We start from the raw sequence: 15,876 nt of genomic DNA on the forward strand, positions 1-15,876 counted from the left end.
GCTCAGCTCTTTTTGGCGGCCTGCCTCGCCTCCTGCACCATGGCGAACACCTTGCGCGCGTCATCGATGCCGATCAGCTGTGGCGACGTATCGAAGGCGGGTGACCAGTAGCCCGAGAACCGCCGTTCGCCGTCATAGTTTCGGGGCGTATCGAACAGGATCGTTCCCTTCCCCTCCTTCTCCTCGACGAGGTTGACCGGGCCGATCTGGTCGTGCGCCACGGCGGTGAGCTTGGGGAACGGACGCTTCCTGTTGACGAGCACGCGCCTGTCGGTCACCGCGTAGACGATGTTTCGGCGCGCCCAGGCATCGAGGAAGAAGCGGCCGACCATCAGATAGAGGCCGATGATGACGAAGGGAATTCCCCAGAGCCGGAAGAAGAGGGGCGCGCCATCGGTCATGACCGACACCTCCCAGAAAATGGCGAAGCCGCCCCATAGGATCGAGAAGGGGATCATGAACAGATCCTTGGACGTGAAGCGGATGCCCTGCTCGGGCGCGCCCGACCACAGGACTCTCTCGTGCGGCAGAAGCAGATGCTCGATCTCTGGGGACGCCATGGCGGTCTCTCCGGTGAGGCTGGTGGCCGTGCCAAGTTAACACGCGGCGATGACGCGAGGCTGCACACCTCCGGGGCCAGCCTCACTCCGGCCATAAAAAGCCGACTTGACGACGTACCGACTAGTTGGTATGTGTTGTTGCGAGGAGGAAGCAATGGCAACAAGCGCTGCAAAACCCGATGCCCGGTCGAAGCTCTTGGACGCCGCGCTGACGGTGATCCGCACCAAGGGTTACGCGTCGACCACGGTGGACGAGCTCTGTGCGGCAGCGGGCGTGACCAAGGGCGCCTTCTTCCATCACTTCAAGACCAAGGACGAGCTCGGCGTCGCCGCGGCCGACTACTGGTCGGAGACCACCGGGGCGATGTTCGCCGCGGCGCCCTATCACCAGCTCGCCGATCCGCTCGATCGCTTCCTGGCCTATATCGATTTCCGCAAGGGGCTGCTGCAGGGTGGCGTGCCGGAGTTCACCTGCCTGGTCGGCACCATGGTGCAGGAGACCTACGAGACGGCGCCGGCCATTCGCGACGCCTGCGACCGCAGCATCAGCCGCCATGCGGCAACGCTCATCGCCGACATCGAGGCGGCGATGGCCGAGCGTGGCATGACGCCGGCGTGGACGGCCCAATCGCTGGCCCTGCACACGCAGGCGGTTCTGCAGGGCGCATTCATCCTCGCCAAGGCCAAGGGTGGGGCAGGGGTGGCGGCCGACAGCGTCGACCATCTCAAACGCTACATCGAATTGCTGTTCGGCCGGACGCCGAAGAGCATCACCTGAGCCTTCCAGTGAGGACGGTCACCGGAACGCTTTCATACGACCCTGAGGTTCAAGAGGAGGAAACTGACATGACCGATCTGGTAACGTGCCTGTGGTTCGACCACGGTGAAGCCCGCAGGGCGGCGGAATTCTACGCCAAGACTTTTCCCGACAGCCATGTCGGCAAAGCCGGCAACGCACCCAGCGATTTTCCCGGCGGCAAGGCCGATGTCGAGCTGACAGTGGACTTCACCGTGCTCGGTCGGAAATTCATCGGCCTCAATGGCGGGCCGATGTTCAAGCCGGACGAGGCGGTCAGCTTCATGGTGATCACCGAAAGCCAGGAGGAAACTGACCGCTACTGGAACGCCATTATCGAGGGTGGCGGCGCCGCGAGCGAGTGCGGCTGGTGCAAGGATCGCTGGGGCTTTTCCTGGCAGATCACGCCGCGCGTGCTGCTCGACCTGATGGCCAGTTCCGACCGCGCCAAAGCCAAGCGCACCTTCGATGCGATGATGACCATGAGCAAGATCGACATCGCCACGCTGGAAAAGGCGGCTGCCGCCGCCTGATGCCAACCTGGGGGGCTTTCGATGATTCCGACCATTACGGCCTTCGAGTGCTCGCCCGATCGCGGCAGGGGCCTAGCGCGCGACATGCGCGTGCGCTGGGCACTGGAGGAAGCGAGCCAGCCTTATGACGTTCGGCTCGTTTCCTTCGACGCGATGAAAGAGGCGGCGCATCTGGCGCTGCACCCCTTCGGCCAGATTCCGACCTATGAGGATGGCGACCTCGTGCTGTTCGAGACGGGATCGATCATCCTGCACATCGCCGAGCAGGATGCCAGCCTGCTGCCCAAGGCGGCCAAGCCGAGGGCGCGGGCGATCACCTGGATGTTCGCGGCGCTCAATACGGTGGAGCCGCCCATCCTCGATCTCATGACCGCCAGGATCATCGAGAATGACAAGCCCTGGGCTCAGGAGCGCCTGCCGCTGGTGATGGATCGCATCCGCGTCCGGCTGGCTCAGCTATCCGCCCGGCTCGGCGACGCTGAATGGCTGGAGGATGCGTTTTCTGCTGGCGACCTGATGATGGTGTCGGTGCTGCTGCGCCTTAGGATGTCCGGGCTGCTCGACGAGTATCCCAACGTCGCCGCCTACGTCGCGCGCGGCGAAGCCCGCCCGGCTTACCAGCGTGCCTTTGCCGCGCAGTTGAAGGTGTTCACGGACAGGGCATAGAGGCGTATCGGGGCCATTGGCGTGGAGGCGGTGCGACGGCTCGGCCGAAGCCGGACCGCCGCACCAGGAGGCGCCGATGTCGATGTAAAATGGGGGGGGGCATTCGGCGCAGAAATGTTCTGACAATATAAAACCAGTACACCTTGAGCATATCTGCCTCGACATGATCGAGACAGTCAGTAAAATCCCCATTTTACAAGTCTAGTAGGCAAAAAATGCCTACCAGTCGCCTTGACGCAGATAACGTCGCGTCGACAGTGAATCGTATTATTACGACTTATTTAATGATTCAAGCGAGAAAATGCAGAATTCACACAATGAAACATTAACCAATTCTCATTGCGAATATATAAATATTTATTAGAATGTATTTCTGTAAATCTTTTATCATCAGTTCTATTGCACTCAAATGGTATATATTGGTTAAGAGTTTGTTATATGCTGGTTTGGTGTCAATTAAATCCGCCAAAATGGAAGTTTGATTGTGCGTTTTCTATTTTTCGCCACCGGTGGATAATGCCGAGTAGGTCTGCCACCGGATGACATGGTCCCGACGCCTTTGGCGACTTGCGATAAGTCCCAGTATTCGATGCGGGGCAGCTAGCCTCATCGCGCCTCGCGGCCATGAATTTCACTCGTCAGAGCAAATACTTATGCGAATGCGATGCATTTGCAAAAATGACCCCGTCAACCTAGAGATTCTCACTGTCATGGCAGCGCCCCGCCTTTGGTTCGGCGTTCGGATGATCGCGGCGGACAGCGGCGATCGCTGTCGGACGAATGACCGGTACCAGGTCTGAAGACGATCGGTCTGCACGGGATATTAAACTTGACTTACAATCTCAACTTTGAGATTGGCGAAGGATCGGTCCGCCACAATGGGCGATCGAGTTCCTGCATCGACGGGGCCCCTCCGGCCTCGATCACGGATAGCGCCACGACCTGTTCACCGAGGGGTAAGCCCAGCGTGTTTTCCATCTCCCATCTCGGCGTCTCCATCGCGGCAACTCCGCTGCTTCAGGATATCTCCGCCACCTTTGCGCCGGGGGAGATGGTCGGGCTGATCGGCCACAACGGCTCGGGCAAATCGACCCTCGTCAAGGTGCTGGCTCGCCAGATCGATCACCATGCCGGCGTGGTGACCTATGGCGGCAAGCCGATCGCCGCCATCGAGCCGCGCGTTTTTGCCCGCGAGGTCGCCTACCTGCCGCAGCACACTGGCGACACCGGCCTGATGACGGTGCGCGAGCTGGTCGCCTGCGGCCGCTATCCCTGGCACGGCGCGCTCGGCCGCTTCAGCGAGGCGGACGCCGCCACGGTCGAAGAAGCGATGGTCCGTACCCATGTCGACGGGCTGGCCGGCCGGGTGGTGGCAACCCTATCCGGCGGCGAGCGCCAGCGCGTCTGGCTGGCCATGCTGGTGGCGCAGAACAGTCGCTTCCTGCTGCTCGACGAGCCGACGTCGGCGCTCGACATCGCCCATCAGGTGGAGGTGCTCCAGCTGATCCGGGCTCTCGCCCATGATAACGGCCTCGGCGTGATCATCGTACTGCACGACGTCAACATGGCCGCCCGCTTCTGCGACCGGGTGCTGGCGCTGAAGGGCGGGCGGCTGCTGATCGACGCGGCGCCCGCCACCATCATGGACCGCCGGCTACTGGCCGAAATCTATGGGCTCGACATGGGCATCACCCGCCATCCCGAGCTCGGCATGCCGCTCGCCTACGTCAGTTGATGAGGGCGGACATGCAATCTCTTTCCCGACGCGCTTTCATGATGGCGGCCGGTATCGGCCTGTGGTCGCTGCCGGCCCGCGCGGGCGGCGTGGCGCCGCGTGTCGTCAGCCTCGATTACGGCCTGTCGTCGACCCTGCTGTCGCTCGGGCTGACGCCGGTCGGCATCGCCGGCGTCGACGATTGGGGGAAATGGGTGGTCGAGCCGCCGCTGCCGCCGGAGGTGGCCGATGTCGGCGACGCGCTGATGGTCAACCTGGAAGCGCTGACGGCGCTGGCGCCGACGCTGATCCTGTCGACGCCCTATCTCGACGGCCTGACACCGGTCCTCGAGACAATCGCGCCGGTACTGCGGCTCTCGGTCTACGACGCCAGCGGCGGCTCCATCCTGCCGAAAGCCGAGGCCGCAACGCGCCTCCTCGGCGATCGCATCGGACGGCGCGCCGAGGCCGACGCCTTTCTGCAGCGTGCCGACCAGCATTTTGCGCGATGCCGCGATGCCGTGCGGGCGGCCGGTGCGCCGCCGGTGGCGCTAATCAGCTTCCTCGATGCGCGGCACGCCCGCATCTACACGGCGCCCGGCCTGTTCGACGACACGCTCGGGCGCATCGGCATGCGCAACGCCTGGCCAGGGGGCGGCCAATACTGGGGCTTCGATACCATCGGCATCGAGCGACTGACCGAGATCGACGCGCCGAACGCGCATCTGATCGCCTTCGAGCCGCTGCCACGCGAGGCGCTGCCAACGCTGCGGCAAAGCCCGATCTGGAACGGCCTGTCCTTCGTGCGCGACGGCCGGTTCGCCGTGCTGCCGGAGACGCTGATGTTCGGCATGGTCAACGAGGCCATGCGGTTTGCCGGCCAGATGGCCGATTATGTGGGGCGGCTCAGATGAGCGTTTCGGTTTCCCCGTCGCCGGTGCGGCGCCTTCGACATCCTGCGCCGTTCGCGGCGGTTCTCATGGCCTTGGCCGGGTGGTTGGCCTGGGCGGAGATCGGCCCACTGATCGCGGCCAGCGCGCAGTCGCCGGTGGCGGCGCTGATGCTGATGAACTCGGCCTTGCCCCGACTGGCGGTGGCGCTTCTCTCCGGCATGGCCCTCGGCCTCTCCGGCGCGCTGTTCCAGCTGGTGCTGAAGAATCCGCTGGCCTCGCCGGCCACGCTCGGCGTGTCGGCCGGTGCCAATCTGGCGCTGGTGATCGCCATGCTGTTCGCGCCCGCCCTGATGGGCTTCGGGCGCGACGTGGTGGCGCTCGCCGGCAGCGGCATCGCGGCCGGCATCGTGTTGCGCCTCGGCGCCCGGCGCGACTTCTCGCCCTTCGTGCTGATCCTCGCCGGCCTCATCGTGTCGCTGTGGTGCGGCGCGCTGGCCGCCATCCTGATCCTGATGAACGACCATTATGTCGCGGGGCTGTTCATCTGGGGCGCCGGGTCGCTGTCGCAGCAGAGCTGGGATCCGGCACTGTCGCTGCTGCCGAAACTCATGGTGGCGGCGCTGCTGGCCGGCCTGATGATCCGGCCGCTGTCGCTGATGGAAGCCGGCGACGTGACGGCGGCGGCGCTGGGCGCCCGCGTGCCGCGCCTGCGCTTCCTGGCGATCACCATCGCCGTGGTGCTGGCGGCGCTGGTGACCAGTACGGTGGGGGTGATCAGCTTCGTCGGCCTGGTGGCACCGGCGCTTGCCCGCCTCAGCGGCGCGCGTCGGCCGGCCGGCATTCTCGTCTGGTCGAGCGTGTTCGGCGCCGGCCTCTTGGCGGCCACCGACGGCTTGGTGCTGTGGACGACCGGGGCGATGAAGGATTTCGTGCCGACCGGCGCCGTCACCGCCGTCATCGGCGCACCGCTGCTGCTGGCGCTGCTCGGCGGGCTGAAGGCGCACCACCGGCCGCTGCCGTCGGCCCGTCCGAGGCCACTGCCGGCGCAAGGCCTGCGGCGGGGCAGGGGGCGCTGGATTTGGTTGGCGGCGGGGTTTCTCCTGCTGCTGGCCCTGGCGCTTCTGGTCGGCCGCGCGCCGCTCACCGGTGGATGGAGCTTGCCGGCCGTGCCTGTATTCGGCGACATCCTGGCGCTGCGCCTGCCACGCGTCGTCGCGGCACTGTCGGCCGGCGCCATGCTGGCGGTGGCCGGCGTCATCCTGCAGCGGTTGACCGGCAACGAGCTGGCCAGTCCGGAAGTGCTGGGCATCAGCGCCGGATCGACGGTCGGCGTCACCGTGTTGCTGTTCGTCGCCGTGCCGACGCTGCCCCTGCAACTGGTCGCCGCATCGCTGGGCGCGCTGGCCGTGCTCGCCGCGATCTTCGCGCTGGGCCTCGGCACGCGCTTCGAGCCCGAACGCCTGTTGATGGCCGGGGTGGCGCTGAGCGCGCTGGTGGATGCGGTGTGCGGCGTCATCGCCGTCAACGGCGATCCCCGCGCCATGATCCTGCTGCGCTGGATGAGCGGCTCGACCTATTCGGCCAACCTCACGCTGTCGCTCACCGTGCTGGCAGTCGGCCTGCTGCTCACCACGGCCGCGCTCGCCATGCGGCGCTGGCTCGACATCCTGCCGCTCGGAAGCGAGACGGCGTCGGGCGTCGGCATCGATCTCGGCCGCGCCCGCTTCCTGCTGTTCCTGGTGGCCGGCATCCTGAGCGGCGCGGCGACGCTGGCCGCCGGTCCCCTCAGTTTCGCCGGGCTGATGGGGCCGCATATCGCTAGGGAGCTGGGGCTCAAGCGGGCCGGTGCGCAGATCGTCGGCGGCGGGCTGGCAGGCGCCGGCATCCTGGTGCTGGCCGACTGGGCGGGCCGCAACCTCGCCTTCCCCTATGAGATGCCAGCCGGCCTCGTTGCGGCGCTGATCGGAACGCCTTTGCTGCTGGCCTTGATCCGGAGGCGATGAGTCAGGACCGCCCCTGCGGCAGGGGGCATGTGGCGCCGCAGCCACCGACGCCGGGCACCAGATAGCGCAGGCAGCAGACCTTGCGTTGCGACTGCACGGCGTCGCCGACGGAGATCCGCTTGATCGACCCGTGCAGCGGATTGTCCGCGCCGCTGGTGAGCTTGTAAGGACTGAACAGCTCCAAGCCCTTGGCGGCTTCGTCGCCCGGGTCGAGTTCCCTGGCGATCCAGTCGATGTAGCCGGCGGCGTTGCACCAGAGAAGGCGCGGCGAAAGCCGGCAGCGGCCGCTCATGAAGGCGATGGCCGGAGAGAGGTGATCCTCGATCATCGGACGCAGGGCTTCGCTGGCCCTGAGGCCGAGCGTGACCTTGCCGCCGCCCGGCAACAGGAAGGCTTCCGGCAATCCCGTGTCGGGCGCGGCGATCAGCTGGAGATCGTCGAGCGCCAGCGGCAGGACGACGCCGAGCCGCCGCCACAGGATGACCGGGACGATGGCCAGCGTCGAAAAATAATAGAGCGACCACAGCGACACCACGGCCCGGCGATCGGCACTGGGATATCGGGCCATAAGCGGGGCAAGCGCCTTGTCGAAGCCATCGGCGGTGAACAGGTCGCGGCAGGCGATCGCCCCGCCGCCCGGTGGAGCGGCGAGGCGCAGCTTGCCCTGGAGATGGCCGGCCAGCGCCGGTTCGGCGCGGGCCAGCAGGTCGTCGAGGTCGGCCGCCATGTCACCAGTTGTATTTCAGCGTGCCGAACACGGCGCGGCCGTCGCCGTAGAAGTCGGTGCCGTAATAGGAGGTGGCGACGTACTTCTCGTCGAAGAGGTTGGTGGCGTTGACCTGGAGCGTGACGTTGTCAGTCACCTTGTAGGCGGCCATGGCGTCGAAGACGATGTGGGAGGCAACCTTCACGGTGTTGGCCGCGTCGCCATAGGTCGAGCCGACGTAGCGCGCGCCGGCGCCCAGCGTCAGGTCGCCCAGCTTGCCGGTGCCGGGGATGGTGTAGTCGAGCCAGGCGGAGGCGATGTGGTGCGGCACCCGCTCGGGCGTGTTGCCGACAAGGCTGCTATCGCCGTCGCCGGTGATCTCGCCATCCCAATAGGAATAGGCCAGCGTGGCGTTGAGCCGGTCGAACACCTCGAACTTGCCTTCCAGCTCGACGCCGCGCACCCGCACCTCGCCGATCTGCTTCTGTACCGTGTGGGCGTCGTTCCATGAGGGCACGTTGGTCTGGGTCAAGTCGAAGAAAGCCAGCGTGAACAGGCCCTTGAAATCCTCCGGCTTGAACTTCAGGCCGACCTCGTATTGCGTGCCTTCCTGGGGTTTCAGCGATCCGCCGACCGCATAGCCGTTGGCGCTGGGCGCCACCAGAGGCTGGAAGGATTCCGAATAGTTGGCATAGGCGGAGAGTTCGGGCGTCAGCAGATAGCTGGCGCCGAGCCGTTTGGTCAGGGCGTTTTCCGTCGAATGATCGCTGGTGCCGCTGTCGAGATAGTCAGCGGTGCTGTCGACAGTGTCGTAGCGCAGGCCGCCGGTCAGCGTCAGCTTGTCGAACAGCGTCAGCTCGTCCTGGGCGTAGATGCCGAGGGCGCTCTGCTTGACCTTCCAGTTCACGTAAGGCGCCGGGTGGACGCAGGAGAGGCCGCAATAGGTGGGGTTGTAAATGTCGATCGGGCCGGCGGTGCCGTAGACGATGTCTTCCCGCGTGTTGTCGTAGGTGAAGTCCGAACCGACCAGCAGCTTGTTGCGGGCGCTGCCGATGTCACGGTCGTATTGCAGCTGGTTGTCGATGGCGAAGCGGTTGGAATTGCCGTCGGCACCGAAGGAGGTGCGGTCGGCGGTCGGGTCGGCCGTGGCGCCATAGACCTCCTGGTAGTCGAGATCGGTGTGCGAGTAGCGCGCGTTCTGCCGGAAAGTCACGCCATTGTCGAAGCGGTGCATGAATTCGTAGCCGGCGTCGGCCTGGATGGTGTCGAACCTGTTGTAGTCGGGTTCGCCCAGGAAGGTGTCGATGTCGATGTTGACGCCGTGAGGAATGCCGCGTGCCGGCGCGCCATTGCGCTTGGAGAAATCGGTCAGGAGCGTCAGGCTGGTGGTGTCGTCAGGGCTGTAGGTCAAGGCCGGCGCGACGTAGAGGCGGTCGTCCTTGGAATAGTCGTAGCTGCCGTCGGCCTTCTGGCCCTTCACCGTGATCCGGTAGGCCCAGGGGCTGTCGGGCGAGAAGGGGCCGCCGATGTCGAGGCCGGTCTCGACATGGTTGTCGGTGCCGAGCGTGGTGTAGACCTCGCCGAACGGCGTCTTGGTCGGCTTCTTGGTGACGGCGTTGATAAGACCGCCGGGGCCGTTGAGGCCGAACAGCGTCGACGTCGAGCCCTTCAACACCTCGACCCTTTCGAGGCCGTAGGGTTCGAGCCGGGCGGCGGTATACCAGGCGGGAATGCGCGCCGGCAGGCCGTCGCGATAGGTGCCGAGGGCGGTCTGGTCGAAGCCGCGAATGCGGTAGTAGTCGTAGCGGTCGTCGGAGCCGAACTCGTCGACCGACACGCCCGAGGTATAGGACACCACCGCCTGCATCGACTGTGCCGCGCGCGTCTCGATTTCCTTTTCGGTGACGACGGACACCGAGTTGGCGCTTTTGAGGATCGGCGTATCGCTCTTGCTGGTGCTCTGGGCCGAGCCGGAGACGATCGATTTGGCCGGGTTGTCGCCCGTCCCCGTCTCGACGACGATCGGTTCGAGATCGGTGGACGATTGGGCGGCGGCCGGTGGCGCCGAGAGTGCGGCGATGACGGCAAGGCTCGCTCCAGACATGAGTCTGCCGGCACCGCGACCGGCTGGCCGCAGCTTGTGGTTTCCTATGGCTCGATACACGGAGCCCCCCTTTGAACTGTCCCGGCATCCGGATCAGGATGTCAGGATAAATATGAGTCTATAACTCCACTTTGTATGGGCGGGGGTGTTCCCGTCAACGTAAAAGGCGAAATTTAGAGGTGTTTTAAATTGGCTATCACCTTGTCCACAAATATAGATTTTGAATAATTCCAATATGGAAAGGTGTGCCTGGGCGGAGACGAGGCTCTCCGCCAGCAATGCTTGGGATCGGCTCGCAGCGGTTGGCGGCTCTCGGCGCGGTCTCGATGTCCTTGAGCGCTGTTCGATCTGATTGAATCAGATCGGCGCTCTAGGTTTTTGTTTGCGAAGCATCATCTTATCGATCCTCGTTTCACTCCGGTCGGATGATGCTCTTGGCCGGCATCGGTTTGCCGAACAGGTAGTCCTGCGGCTCATGACCGCGCCTCGGTTCTCGGCAGGCTGGCCATCAGGCTGCGGTCGATCTTGGTTCAGCGTCGCCCGGCCTATTCGGCCTTAAGCGCCGTCACCTCAACTTCGACCTGAAAGTCCGGTCGCGTGAAGCCGGAGACGATCAGCAGCGTCGAGACGGGGAAGGGCGCACGCGTGTAGCGGTCACGCACCGCCATATAGACCGGGAAGTCTTCGCGCCGGGTGACGAAGCCGTTGATGCGGATGACATCGCCGAAATCCATGCCGGCGTCGGCGAGGATCGCCTTGATGGCTTCGAAGCAGAGGACCGCCTGTCCTTCGATATCCTCGGGAATGACGCCGTCGGGCGTGATGGCGAGCTGACCTGAGGTGACCAGCAGTCGCCCGGTTGCCGGCAACGACAGGCCGTGGCTGTAGGCGCCGAACGGGCGGGCCACGCTTGGAGGGTTGTGCGGGGTCTTCATCGGATGCTCCCCTCCCTCGGGATTGACCGGATTGCGGTCAAAGCGCTGCCATCGCTCGCGCCACGGTCTTCAGGTAGCGGGCGCGGGTCTCCTGCGTATTGTTGTTCATGTCGTAAAGCGGCAGCAGGCGGCAGCTGCCGCGGGGATGGATCTGCGCCCGGATGACCCGCTTGACGATCTTGCCCGGCGGATCGCCGGCGAGAAAGGTGCGCAGCGCAGTGCCGCCGTAAGTGAGACAGGCCGCCACCTTGCGAATGTGGTGCAACCTCGACTTCAGCTTGCCATCGATGAGGTCGAAGGAGACACCCGGCAGCCACACCCGATCGAAATACCCTTTCAGGATGGCCGGAAAGCCGTAGTTCCAGATCGGCGTGACGATGACCAGCGCCTCGGCCCGGTCGAGCCGCTGGCAGTAATCGGCCACCAATTCCATGTTCTCAGGGTGGTTGTGATAGGTCAGCCGGTCGTGGCGTGACATCACGGGATCGAAACCCTCGGCATAGAGATCGCAGTCGTCGACGTCGTGGCCGGCGGCGACCAGCGCCGTGCGGGCCGTCTCATGCACGGCGGCGCCAAAGCTCGACTCCACCGGATGGGAGAACAGGAGCAGGACCTTCATTGGCTCGCTTCCAGCTCGGCAAGACCAGGAAAGAGAAACGGCCGCCCGGAATTGAAGTCGAAGTCGGGGTTTTCCCAGGCGATCATCTTGCCCGGATTGAGCAACCCCTTGGGATCGGTCTCGTGCTTGAAGGCGAGCTGCACCGTGTCCGTCCGCTTCATGCCGCCTTCCTCAAGCGTGTAGCGATGCGGATTGAAGATCGGGCAGCCGTTGTCCTCGTGCAGGCGGATGATTTCCTCGAGCCTTTCCTCGGTCGTATAGCGCACCAGCGGCAAGCCGGCACACTGGATCTCACCGTCGAACTTGATGAATTCGAGATGTCCGATGACCTCGTCACCGAACAGTTCCACGGTGCGCGCCACCTTGGCGAGATGATCCGGGCTGGCGTACTGGACCTGAAGGTAGGTGAAAGTCGGCTCGACCTTGATCGCCCTGAGCGTCGTGTGGTTCCAGCAGAGCTCGTAGATGTCCGGCACGCCCTTGAGGTCCGCTTCCTGGTCGGCGCGGAACATCACCTCGGCCTTGCGCAGGACGCAGAAGGCGGCGAAGGCATCGATCGACATCGGCGCCACCATCACGGCGACCACCGACTGTCCCTCGCGCAGCCACTTCTTGTGTCGGCTGAAATAGAGATGCGGCGTCGGCGCGGCAATGACCGCCAGCTCCTTCAGCAGGATGCCGTTCTGGTGCGCCAAGAGGTCGGCGAATTTCGCGGCTTCGAGGAAGTCATCGAAGCCGACAAGGGCGTCGATCCAGTCATAGGCAGGCGCCAACGGCATCTCCACTTCGGTGATGATGCCGTTGGTGCCGTAGGCATGGGCAACCTTGTGCAGGTCGAGCCCGGTCAGTTCCAGCACCCTCGGCTCGGCTTCCATGGTGACGATGCGCAGACGCAGGATATTGCCGAAATCGCGCAGGCCGCCCCAGGTGATGGAGCCGACGCCACCGGATCCTCCCGCGACGAAGCCGCCGACGGTCGCCGTCTTGTGGGTGGAGGGATGAAAGCGCAGTTCCTGCCCGGACTGCGCCTGGCATTCCTCATCGAGCTTGGCCATGACGATGCCGGACTCGCAGATGACCCGGCCGACGTGAATTTCCTTGACCCGGTTCATGTTGGCCATGCTGAGCACGATGCCGCCGGAGAGCGGCATGGCCTGGCCATAGTTGCCCGTGCCGGTACCGCGCGCGGTCACCGGCACGCCATGGGCATAGGCAACCTTCAGAACGCGGATAACCTCTTCCTCGCTTTTCGGCGAGACGATCAGATCGCCGGTGACGGCGTCGAGCTGGCTCTTCAGCACGGGGGAGTACCAATAGAAATCCCGGCTCTTCATCTGAACAAGACGGGGATTGTCCTCGATGGCGATCCCTTCGAGCGCGGTCTTGATCGCATCATAATCAGGCATGATCGGCCCCCAGAAGGCTGTCGAGTTCACGATAATCGGGCATGCGGCGGTCGATGGCCCGGCCGCCGCGCAGCACCACCCGGTCGGACTGCGGCCGCGACAGGAATTCGCTCCAGCGCCGGGCGGAAAACAGTACGAGATCGGCGCCGCCGCCTTCGGCGAGACAGCCGAGTTCCGGGCGGCCGAGGATCTCTGCCGGCGAGCGGGTGATCACTCTGGGCGCGTGGTCCAGCGGATGATCGAGATGCAGGATGCGCACCGCTTCGCGGAACACCTCCACCGGATCGAGGTCGCCATAGGCGTAGAACGGGTCGCGCGTGTTATCCGATGACACTGCCGTGCGAACGCCGGCCGCGGCCAGCTCCTTCAGCAAAGTCACACCGCGCCAGCGGGGCGTGCGATGGGGATGGCGGTCCTGAAGATACATGTTGCACATGGGCAGCGAGACGACGGAGAGGTCGGCCCTGGCGACCAGATCGATCACGTGTTCCGTGGTCTCTTCGTCCTGACGGGCGAGCGAGCAGCAATGGCCGACGTTCACTGCCCCCTCAAAACCATGGCGCAGCTTGGCGCGGGCAATCGAGGCCAGCGTCAACACCTCTCGATCTGCGGTCTCGTCAACATGCAGGTCGATGTCCAGGCCCGCCTTGGCGGCGGTCTCGAACAGCAAATCGAGTTGCGCCTCGATCTTGGGGTGCAGAAAGGTGACGCCACCCAGAACACCGCCCGCCTCGCCGACCACCTCAACGAGGTCGGCCAGATAGGTGGCGTCCTCCATCAGTTCCAGCGGAAAAAGTGCCACGGCCTGCAGTTCGATGCGGCCACGCCAACGCTCGCGCATGAACTTGAACACCTCGAAGGAAATGCGGTGCTGGGGCGCCAGACTGTCGAGATGGGTGCGGATCAGCTGCGTACCGTGGGCGTAGGCGGTGCGCAGCGAGAAATCCATGCGCGCCGTCACATCTTCAGCCGACCAGTTGGCGACGCGATCGGAGCCGACAGCCTCCAACGCACCGGCAAAACTGCCGTCCGGATTGGGCCGGCGTTCCCAGATATGCCCCTTGTCTAGATGGGTGTGCATGTCGGTGAAGCAGGGCCAGACCAGCCCGCCGTCGAGGTCGACTTTCTCGATGTCGTAGGGAAGCGCGGTCTCGGCGGGCAGTATGGCGGCGATCCGCCCGTCATCGATGATGACATGCGCCGGGATCAATCCTTCCCGCACTGGCCCCGCCAGCGGCTTGGAGAGCAGCGCCGTCGGCAGCGTCGCATTGGTCAGGGCGAAGCGGGACACATCTGGCGTTGCGACAAAATCGGCGGACATCAGTTCTCTCTTTTCAAACTGCTTTCGTGCCAGCGGTGAAGCAAAAGCCATGAAAGGAAGGACGTGAGCGCGAAGATTGCGATCCCCAGCGCCGACAGCATGATGAGCGCCGCAAAAAGCCGGGGAATGTTCAGTCGGAACTGCGCTTCGAGAATGCGGAAGGCGAGCCCCGATCCCACGCCGCTGGAGCCGGCGGAGAACTCGGCCACGACGGCGGCGATCAGCGACAGGCCACCACCGATCTTGAGGCCGGTCATGAAATAGGGCAGCGCCGTCGGCAGTTTCAGATGCCAGAGCGTCTGGAAGCGGTTGGCGCCATAGAGCTCGAACAGATTGAGATGGTTATGGTCGACGCTCTTCAGCCCCTGCACCAGGTTGGAGAGGATGGGGAAGAAGGCCACCAGATAGGCGCAGATCAGCAGCGCCGATTGTGTCGTTGGGGCGTAGATGAGGATCAGCGGCGCGATGGCGACAATCGGCGTCACCTGCAGCACGACGGCGATCGGGTAGAAGATCAGCTCGAGCCAGCGGGCCTGCACCAGGAGGATGGCAAATACCGTTCCGCCAAGAAGCGCCAACCCCAGCGACATGAAGGTGATCTTGGTGGTGACCACGAAGGCCGGCCAAAGGGTCGGCCAGTCCTTGACGAGCGCAATGGCGACGGCAATCGGGTCGGGCAGGATATAGGGCGGAATATTCTCGACGTGGACGATCAGATACCAGACCAGCAACAGCGCCAGGACGACACCGACGGGAATGGCTATCCGGATCAGCCGATCCATCTGCTCGCTGCGTTCACCGTTTTCCATCAGTGCGCCCCCTCGTTGCCCATGGCGGCTGCCAGTGAATGAGAAACTCTCTCGCAGGCGAGACGATAGGATTCCGAGATGCGAAAGTCGGCGTCCCGCTCTATGCCGACATTGACCGGGAAATCCTCGTGGATGCGCCCCGGCCGGGCCTTCATCACGACGATGCGCGAGGACAGGTAGGCGGACTCAAAGACAGAATGGGTGACGAAGACCACCGCCAGGCCATTCGACTTCCAGAGCTCCAGGACTTCGTCGTTGAGCTTCTGCCGGGTGATCTCATCGAGCGCCGCGAAGGGCTCGTCCATCAAAAGCAGTTTGGGGCGGGTCACCAGCGCGCGGGCGATCGACACGCGCATCTTCATGCCGCCGGATAGTTCACGCGGATAGGATTTGGCGAAATCGGCGAGGAATACGGTTGAGAGGGCCTCCTCGATCCGGGACTGCGCCTCCTTGCGCGAGATGCCCTGCAGCTGAAGCGGCAGGTAGACATTCTCGGCCACGGTGCGCCAGGGCAGCAGCGTCGGCTCCTGGAAGACGAAGGAAATATCACCGTCCGGCCGGCCGTGACTTGTGATGCGCGAGGCCGGCCAGTCGATGTTACCCGAGGATACGCCACCCAGCCCGGCCATCAGGCGCAAGGCGGTCGACTTGCCGCAGCCGGACGGTCCGAGCAGGCTGACGAACTCCCCGGCTCGGACGGTGAGCGACACGTCTGCAAGCGCCGCGGTGCCGTTCGAGAAGGTCTTGGAGACCGAGGCCATGGTCATCAGCGGCCGTGTCGGCTGGGGAGGCGTCAATGTTGCCCTCTCGG

Annotated in this window: 15 protein-coding genes; 6 read left to right on the forward strand and 9 right to left on the reverse strand. The window is 64.4% G+C overall.

Annotation, left to right across the window (positions count from 1 at the left end; translation table 11 throughout):
* Nucleotides 1–2: 2 nt before the first annotated feature.
* Nucleotides 3–560, reverse strand: coding sequence for a hypothetical protein (locus G522_RS0117595; RefSeq protein ID WP_026792173.1), 558 nt, complete (start codon nucleotides 558–560; stop codon nucleotides 3–5).
* A gap of 154 nt (nucleotides 561–714) precedes the next feature.
* Here G522_RS0117595 and G522_RS0117600 point away from each other — a divergent pair, with 154 nt between their 5' ends.
* The 6 genes from G522_RS0117600 to fhuB all read left to right on the forward strand — a co-directional run bounded on the left by G522_RS0117600 (nucleotide 715) and on the right by fhuB (nucleotide 7,165).
* The gene (locus G522_RS0117600) at nucleotides 715–1,338 is read left to right on the forward strand and encodes a TetR/AcrR family transcriptional regulator (RefSeq protein ID WP_026792174.1); all 624 of its coding nucleotides are present in this window, start codon (nucleotides 715–717) and stop codon (nucleotides 1,336–1,338) included.
* 68 nt (nucleotides 1,339–1,406) lie between these two features.
* Nucleotides 1,407–1,889 carry a VOC family protein gene (locus G522_RS0117605; RefSeq protein ID WP_026792175.1) on the forward strand — a complete coding sequence of 161 codons (483 nt, stop codon included), beginning with the start codon at nucleotides 1,407–1,409 and terminating at the stop codon, nucleotides 1,887–1,889.
* A 21-nt stretch (nucleotides 1,890–1,910) separates the two neighbouring features.
* The gene (locus G522_RS0117610; protein WP_026792176.1) at nucleotides 1,911–2,555 is read left to right on the forward strand and encodes a glutathione S-transferase family protein; all 645 of its coding nucleotides are present in this window, start codon (nucleotides 1,911–1,913) and stop codon (nucleotides 2,553–2,555) included.
* Between the two features lie 967 nt (nucleotides 2,556–3,522).
* Nucleotides 3,523–4,290, forward strand: coding sequence for an ABC transporter ATP-binding protein (locus G522_RS0117615; RefSeq protein WP_026792177.1), 768 nt, complete (start codon nucleotides 3,523–3,525; stop codon nucleotides 4,288–4,290).
* Between the two features lie 11 nt (nucleotides 4,291–4,301).
* Nucleotides 4,302–5,183: an ABC transporter substrate-binding protein gene (locus G522_RS0117620; protein ID WP_036839873.1), complete on the forward strand. Its 882-nt coding sequence runs from the start codon at nucleotides 4,302–4,304 to the stop codon at nucleotides 5,181–5,183.
* A 65-nt stretch (nucleotides 5,184–5,248) separates the two neighbouring features.
* Complete coding sequence (fhuB, locus tag G522_RS27420) at nucleotides 5,249–7,165, forward strand: Fe(3+)-hydroxamate ABC transporter permease FhuB (protein ID WP_051228805.1); 1,917 nt, start codon at nucleotides 5,249–5,251, stop codon at nucleotides 7,163–7,165.
* A 1-nt stretch (nucleotide 7,166) separates the two neighbouring features.
* On the opposite strand, the gene fhuF is transcribed toward fhuB, so the two are convergent.
* From fhuF to G522_RS0117665, 8 genes are all read right to left on the reverse strand, one after another.
* Nucleotides 7,167–7,892 carry a siderophore-iron reductase FhuF gene (fhuF, locus tag G522_RS27425; protein WP_051228755.1) on the reverse strand — a complete coding sequence of 242 codons (726 nt, stop codon included), beginning with the start codon at nucleotides 7,890–7,892 and terminating at the stop codon, nucleotides 7,167–7,169.
* 1 nt (nucleotide 7,893) lies between these two features.
* Nucleotides 7,894–9,975, reverse strand: coding sequence for a TonB-dependent siderophore receptor (locus G522_RS0117635; RefSeq protein ID WP_051228757.1), 2,082 nt, complete (start codon nucleotides 9,973–9,975; stop codon nucleotides 7,894–7,896).
* A gap of 545 nt (nucleotides 9,976–10,520) precedes the next feature.
* Complete coding sequence (locus tag G522_RS0117640) at nucleotides 10,521–10,910, reverse strand: RidA family protein (RefSeq protein WP_026792180.1); 390 nt, start codon at nucleotides 10,908–10,910, stop codon at nucleotides 10,521–10,523.
* Between the two features lie 37 nt (nucleotides 10,911–10,947).
* On the reverse strand, nucleotides 10,948–11,529 hold the full coding sequence (locus G522_RS0117645; protein WP_026792181.1) for an NAD(P)H-dependent oxidoreductase: 582 nt from the start codon (nucleotides 11,527–11,529) through the stop codon (nucleotides 10,948–10,950).
* Nucleotides 11,526–12,935 carry an FAD-binding oxidoreductase gene (locus G522_RS0117650; protein ID WP_026792182.1) on the reverse strand — a complete coding sequence of 470 codons (1,410 nt, stop codon included), beginning with the start codon at nucleotides 12,933–12,935 and terminating at the stop codon, nucleotides 11,526–11,528. Before G522_RS0117650 ends, G522_RS0117645 begins: the two co-directional genes overlap by 4 nt.
* Nucleotides 12,928–14,256, reverse strand: a complete 1,329-nt coding sequence (locus G522_RS0117655; protein WP_026792183.1) for a cytosine deaminase — start codon at nucleotides 14,254–14,256, stop codon at nucleotides 12,928–12,930. Before G522_RS0117655 ends, G522_RS0117650 begins: the two co-directional genes overlap by 8 nt.
* Nucleotides 14,256–15,065 (reverse strand): ABC transporter permease, encoded by an 810-nt coding sequence (locus G522_RS0117660; protein ID WP_036839876.1) that lies wholly within the window; start codon nucleotides 15,063–15,065, stop codon nucleotides 14,256–14,258. The genes G522_RS0117655 and G522_RS0117660 overlap by 1 nt, the downstream gene beginning before the upstream one ends.
* Nucleotides 15,065–15,832 carry an ABC transporter ATP-binding protein gene (locus tag G522_RS0117665; protein WP_051228759.1) on the reverse strand — a complete coding sequence of 256 codons (768 nt, stop codon included), beginning with the start codon at nucleotides 15,830–15,832 and terminating at the stop codon, nucleotides 15,065–15,067. The genes G522_RS0117660 and G522_RS0117665 overlap by 1 nt, the downstream gene beginning before the upstream one ends.
* Nucleotides 15,833–15,876 lie beyond the last annotated feature (44 nt).

The sequence above is a fragment of the Pleomorphomonas oryzae DSM 16300 genome (assembly GCF_000422965.1).
Classification (GTDB): domain Bacteria; phylum Pseudomonadota; class Alphaproteobacteria; order Rhizobiales; family Pleomorphomonadaceae; genus Pleomorphomonas; species Pleomorphomonas oryzae.

Coding starts and splice junctions, on each gene's coding strand:
- G522_RS0117665 (WP_051228759.1), bottom strand. CDS start 15,832: ATGACCATGGCCTCGGTCTCCAAGACCTTCTCGAACGGCACCGCGGCG.
- fhuB (WP_051228805.1), top strand. CDS start 5,249: ATGGCCTTGGCCGGGTGGTTGGCCTGGGCGGAGATCGGCCCACTGATC.
- G522_RS0117605 (WP_026792175.1), top strand. CDS start 1,407: ATGACCGATCTGGTAACGTGCCTGTGGTTCGACCACGGTGAAGCCCGC.
- G522_RS0117640 (WP_026792180.1), bottom strand. CDS start 10,910: ATGAAGACCCCGCACAACCCTCCAAGCGTGGCCCGCCCGTTCGGCGCC.
- fhuF (WP_051228755.1), bottom strand. CDS start 7,892: ATGGCGGCCGACCTCGACGACCTGCTGGCCCGCGCCGAACCGGCGCTG.
- G522_RS0117645 (WP_026792181.1), bottom strand. CDS start 11,529: ATGAAGGTCCTGCTCCTGTTCTCCCATCCGGTGGAGTCGAGCTTTGGC.
- G522_RS0117635 (WP_051228757.1), bottom strand. CDS start 9,975: ATGTCTGGAGCGAGCCTTGCCGTCATCGCCGCACTCTCGGCGCCACCG.
- G522_RS0117660 (WP_036839876.1), bottom strand. CDS start 15,065: ATGGAAAACGGTGAACGCAGCGAGCAGATGGATCGGCTGATCCGGATA.
- G522_RS0117595 (WP_026792173.1), bottom strand. CDS start 560: ATGGCGTCCCCAGAGATCGAGCATCTGCTTCTGCCGCACGAGAGAGTC.
- G522_RS0117655 (WP_026792183.1), bottom strand. CDS start 14,256: ATGTCCGCCGATTTTGTCGCAACGCCAGATGTGTCCCGCTTCGCCCTG.
- G522_RS0117620 (WP_036839873.1), top strand. CDS start 4,302: ATGCAATCTCTTTCCCGACGCGCTTTCATGATGGCGGCCGGTATCGGC.
- G522_RS0117610 (WP_026792176.1), top strand. CDS start 1,911: ATGATTCCGACCATTACGGCCTTCGAGTGCTCGCCCGATCGCGGCAGG.
- G522_RS0117650 (WP_026792182.1), bottom strand. CDS start 12,935: ATGCCTGATTATGATGCGATCAAGACCGCGCTCGAAGGGATCGCCATC.
- G522_RS0117600 (WP_026792174.1), top strand. CDS start 715: ATGGCAACAAGCGCTGCAAAACCCGATGCCCGGTCGAAGCTCTTGGAC.